Source organism: Gammaproteobacteria bacterium, from assembly GCA_003696665.1.
Taxonomy (GTDB): domain Bacteria; phylum Pseudomonadota; class Gammaproteobacteria; order Enterobacterales.
This window is the reverse complement of sequence record RFGJ01000045.1, coordinates 1-5,310: the sequence shown is the minus strand read 5'-3', so window position 1 is coordinate 5,310 and position 5,310 is coordinate 1. Positions and strand designations below refer to the sequence as shown.

The window sequence follows — 5,310 nt, the reverse complement described above, 5'->3', positions numbered from 1 at the left end:
GCTTTTTCTATGGTGTAGGTGATGGCACCGGTTGCCTCAATCACATTGAGCACGTCACCGAGATTCTCCCGTCCGCCGTTTTGTATGGCCTGGCGAATCAGATGACGTTGGGCTTCAGTGCCCTTTTGCTGTGCATAGATCAACGGCAATGTGGGTTTGCCTTCGGCTAAGTCATCACCAACATTTTTACCAAGCGTATCGCTGTCTGAAATATAGTCTAGGGCGTCATCAGCCAGCTGAAATGCCTGCCCCAAATGCAAACCGTAGGCATACAAGGCGTCAAATTGTTCACTGTATCCTGCAATTTCCGCGGCAAGTCCAGTGGCCGCGGCAAACAAAACACCCGTTTTGGCATGGATGACTTTCATGTAGTCCAGCTCGGTAACATCAGGATTGTTCACATGCATCAATTGTCTGACTTCGCCTTCCGCAATCACGTTGGTGGTATCGCTGAAAACACGCATGACTTTGGCTCTGTCAAGTTCCACCATCATTTGGAATGCACGCGTGTATAGATAATCGCCGACCAACACAGACGCTTGGTTGCCAAACATGGCATTGGCGGTTTCTTGCCCCCGACGCATTTGACTTTCATCGACGACATCATCATGCAGCAAGGTGGCGGTATGAATAAATTCAACAATGGCAGCCAACAGGTGATGCGCACGGCCTTCATAGCCCAATGCGCGAGCGCTGAGTACGGCCAAAATCGGCCGCAACCGTTTCCCCCCAGCGCCAATGATATACAAGCCCAGTTGATTGACGAGCGCGACATCAGACTTAAGTCGATCGAGAATGAGTTGATTCACAGCCTGCATGTCGTCGTGGCACAGATTTTTGATATTTTCGAACTCGCTCACAGCGGTACTCTTCATTTTGGAGATCTATCAACACGCCCGGAATGCTAGGGACTTGTACGCCCTCGGTCAAGTCAAAGCGCACCACCGATCGATTGTGCGAAGGGCTATCGAGTGTGTTCGCTTTCCCCAAACCTCGTTTGCCCAACGTCTAAAGGTTGCGTTACGCCGATGACCTATGTGGCCGTTTTGGTGGCCTTTTTGCCATCCAGCAACCAAGCTTCTCTCAATATTCGGATTTGATCGCGCAGCTCAGCTGCCTGCTCAAACTCCAAATTTTGCGCATGTTCAAACATGGCTTTTTCAAGTTCGGCGATGCGCTTGGCCATATCTTCACTGGAACGGCTCGCATATTGGCTTGCCTGCTCTGCCACTTGAGCCCGGCGACGTTTGCCACGGTCGTCGGTGTATCCCGCTTCCATCACATCCGCCACTTTTTTACGAATGGTTTTTGGCGTAATGCCGTGTTTCTCGTTGTATGCCATTTGAATGGCGCGCCGCCGTCTGGTTTCATCGATGGCACGTTGCATGGAACCAGTTACCTGATCAGCATAGAGAATGACTTTACCATTGGCGTTTCTTGCCGCACGCCCAATGGTCTGAATCAAGGATCGCTCCGACCGCAGGAAGCCTTCTTTATCGGCATCCAATATGGCGACCAATGATACTTCAGGAATATCGAGCCCCTCGCGCAGCAAGTTAATGCCGACCAGCACATCAAAGGCGCCCAAACGCAAGTCGCGGATGATCTCCATGCGCTCAACGGTGTCAATGTCAGAGTGCAGATAACGCACACGAACGCCATGCTCATCTAAATATTCGGTCAAATCTTCGGCCATGCGTTTGGTCAGGGTCGTTACCAACACCCGTTCATTCACATCGACCCGTTTGCGAATTTCTGACAATAAATCGTCGACCTGACTGGCCACCGGTCGCACTTCAACCTCTGGATCCAAAAGCCCGGTGGGACGTACCACCTGTTCCACAATCTGTCCCTGCCGTTCCATTTCATACGGCCCTGGTGTGGCGCTGACCGCTATGGTTTGTGGCATGAGCCGTTCAAATTCTTCAAATTTTAAGGGACGATTATCGAGGGCCGATGGCAGTCGAAAGCCATATTCCACCAGGGTTTCTTTACGAGAACGGTCGCCTCGGTACATTCCGCCGATTTGAGGAAAAGTGACATGGCTTTCATCGACGATCAATAACGCATCCGGCGGCAAATAATCGAATAAACAGGGCGGTGGCTCACCCGGCGCGCGTCCGGACAGGTACCGTGAATAATTTTCAATACCTGAGCAGTAGCCAAGCTCCTGCATCATTTCAATATCAAACAGCGTTCGCTGCTCGAGCCGCTGCGCTTCGAGTAATTTGCCCTGTTTGGTCAATTCATCCAAACGTTGCCGCAACTCGACCTTAATCTCGTCAATCGCGGCCAACAGACGATCACGCGAGGTCACATAGTGCGTTTTCGGGTAGATGGTCGTTCTCGGCAATCGACCGCGCACTTCTCCAGTGAGCGGGTCAAAAAAACGGATCTGCTCAATCTCATCATCGAATAGCTCGACGCGAATGGCGTCCTGCTCGGATTCGGCAGGAAAAATATCAATGACGTCCCCGCGTACGCGGTAGGTGCCCCGTTGAAAAGCCACTTCGTTGCGAACATATTGCAGATCGGCGAGACGGCGCAGCAAATAGCGCTGATCCACTTTGTCCCCCACGCGCAAATGGAGCACCATGCCATGGTAGCTTTCCGGATCACCCAAGCCATAGATGGCTGACACCGAGGCGACAATGATGACATCCCGACGCTCAAGCAACGCTTTGGTCGCCGACAAACGCATTTGCTCTATGTGATCGTTGATGGACGCGTCCTTTTCGATGAATGTATCGGACGCCGGCACATAAGCCTCTGGCTGATAATAATCATAATAAGACACGAAATACTCCACCGCATTGTGGGGAAAAAACTCCTTCATTTCGCCATACAGCTGGGCGGCCAAGGTTTTGTTGGGGGCCATGATGAGCGTGGGTCGTTGACACCGCGCGATGACATTGGCCATGGTGAACGTTTTGCCGGAACCGGTCACGCCTAACAGCACTTGGAGTGCCAGCCCAGCCTCTAAACCTTCGCATAAACGCTCAATCGCACCGGGCTGATCACCTGCAGGCTGAAAGTCAGACACCAATTGGAACTTTTCCGGCATGGCCTCACAATGTGGTTTGGGGTAGCATATGCTGGCCATTGTACCATTGATTTTTGCAAACACCTCGGAGTTGCTGTCATGAATATCCGCCTCGCATCACGACTGAACGCTGTCAAACCATCGCCGACGCTGGCTGTGGCTGCCAAAGCGGCCGCCCTTCGTGCTGAAGGCAAAGATGTCATTGGCCTTGGCACTGGCGAGCCAGATTTTGATACGCCGGAACACATTAAAGAGGCGGCCATCGCTGCCATCCGGGCGGGCGCAACGAAATATACGCCAGTTGACGGCACCCCCGAGCTTAAGCAAGCCATCATTGACAAATTTCAACGGGACAACGGGCTCAATTACACGGCTGGACAAATCTTGGTGTCCTGTGGCGGCAAACAGAGCTTTTACAACCTCTGTCAGGCGTTGCTCGATGATGGTGACGAGGTCATTATTCCAGCACCTTACTGGGTATCATACCCAGACATGGTATATCTGGCTGGGGGCAAGCCAGTGATTGTCACCACTACCCTGGCTCAGGGGCTCAAGCTAACCCCGGCACAATTGGAGGCTGCCATCACGCCCAAAACAAGATTGGTGGTGCTGAATAGTCCAAGCAATCCCACTGGGGTTGCCTACTCCTCGGCTGAACTGAAAGGATTGGCTGAAGTCCTGAGACACTATCCGAATGTCCTGATTGCCACGGATGATATGTACGAGCATATTTTGTGGACGCCCGAGCCCTTCCACAACATTCTCAATGTGGCGCCAGACCTTTATGACCGAACAATTGTCTTAAACGGCGTATCTAAAGCATATGCGATGACCGGTTGGCGTATTGGGTACGCAGCGGGACCGCAAACGCTCATTCAAGCCATGAAAAAAGTCCAGTCGCAGAGCACGTCAAATCCTGCGGCCCCCAGCCAAGCGGCTGCCGTTGCGGCGCTGCAAGGCGATCAGTCATGCGTCAAGGCAATGGTGTCCGTGTTCAAACGCCGACATGATTATCTATGGCAGCGGTTGCAGGAAATTCCCGGCCTTGAATGCCTACCGAGTGACGGAACTTTCTACAGTTTTCCGTTCGTGGGTCAAGTGATTGAAGCCATTGATGGCGTCAATGACGATATCCAATTTGCTGAGTTTTTGCTGGAAAAAGTTGGACTCGCACTGGTCCCCGGCTCAGCATTCGGGGCACCGGGACATGTTCGTTTGTCATTTGCCACTGACGATGACACTTTGTCACAGGCCATCGACAGGCTGGAAGCTGTTGCGGTACAAGCAGTGGGTCATCGCACGTAAAGTGACATCGTGGGCGCTGCGCCGGGCAGGCAAACAAACTGTTTTTACAATAGTTTTCGCCGGTTTATATTGCTCAAGCTGACGGCAACTGCTAATATTAAAAGTTGTCACAGCTCCGACATCATACGCGTCCGACATAGACGCTGGTAAAAAGACTCTGTTTTTGCGTCGGAACATTGATTAGCTGGACAAACGAAAAAGAATTGTCAGGCCGGATGGCGTCAGGTTTGCTGAACGAAATGTCAAACGTCAGTCCGGGATGGTGTTAGTTGTAGCGAGCCATGTGAAGGCGCGGGCGCAACAGGCGTCAAACGGAAAAGAATTCAAAGACATCCCGACAGAGAATACGGGGTGTCTCGGTGAAGTGCAGAAATTGAGAAAACTCTGATATCTGCTTGACCTTCGACCGTTTTGTGCGGTCGAAGATATCTCCACAGAAGCCGTACGCGGCTGTCTGCGCATTTTCTCCGTATGCCTACCATATGTCTCGCCCAAAGATTCGAGACAGTGACTATGAAAAGAATACTGATTAACGCGACTCAAGAAGAGGAACTTCGTGTTGCGCTTGTCGATGGTCAACAACTTTATGACCTTGATATTGAGACCGCCGGCAAAGAGCAGAAAAAAGCGAATATCTACAAAGGCCGAATCACCCGCATTGAACCGAGCTTGGAAGCCGCTTTTGTCGATTATGGCGCAGAGCGACATGGCTTTCTGCCACTCAAAGAAATCTCGCGCGAATATTTTCCCGAAGGTTATACCTTCCGAGGTCGGCCTGACATCAAGGAAGTGGTCAAGGAAGGACAAGAAGTCATTGTCCAAATCGACAAAGAGGAGCGCGGTCAAAAAGGGGCAGCACTGACCACGTATTTAAGCCTTGCTGGCTGCTACTTGGTGTTGATGCCGAACAATCCTCGTGCTGGCGGGATTTCTCGCCAAATCGAAGGCGAAGACCGAAACGC

Annotated in this window: 4 protein-coding genes; 2 read left to right on the top strand and 2 right to left on the bottom strand. The window is 51.8% G+C overall.

Going from position 1 to position 5,310, the window contains the following annotated elements:
- Both D6694_01345 and uvrB read right to left on the bottom strand, forming a co-directional pair.
- Positions 1-875: octaprenyl diphosphate synthase (locus D6694_01345; GenBank protein ID RMH47860.1), on the bottom strand; the 875-nt coding region annotated here is incomplete at its 3' end.
- A 158-nt stretch (positions 876-1,033) separates the two neighbouring features.
- Positions 1,034-3,064: an excinuclease ABC subunit UvrB gene (uvrB, locus tag D6694_01340; protein ID RMH47861.1), complete on the bottom strand. Its 2,031-nt coding sequence runs from the start codon at positions 3,062-3,064 to the stop codon at positions 1,034-1,036.
- Between the two features lie 78 nt (positions 3,065-3,142).
- Between uvrB and D6694_01335 the strand changes: the two genes are divergently transcribed.
- Together D6694_01335 and D6694_01330 are read left to right on the top strand one after the other, a co-directional pair.
- Positions 3,143-4,348, top strand: a complete 1,206-nt coding sequence (locus D6694_01335; protein RMH47859.1) for a pyridoxal phosphate-dependent aminotransferase — start codon at positions 3,143-3,145, stop codon at positions 4,346-4,348.
- Positions 4,349-4,861: 513 nt separating this feature from the next.
- On the top strand, positions 4,862-5,310 hold a 449-nt coding region (locus D6694_01330), incomplete at its 3' end, for a S1 RNA-binding domain-containing protein (GenBank protein RMH47858.1).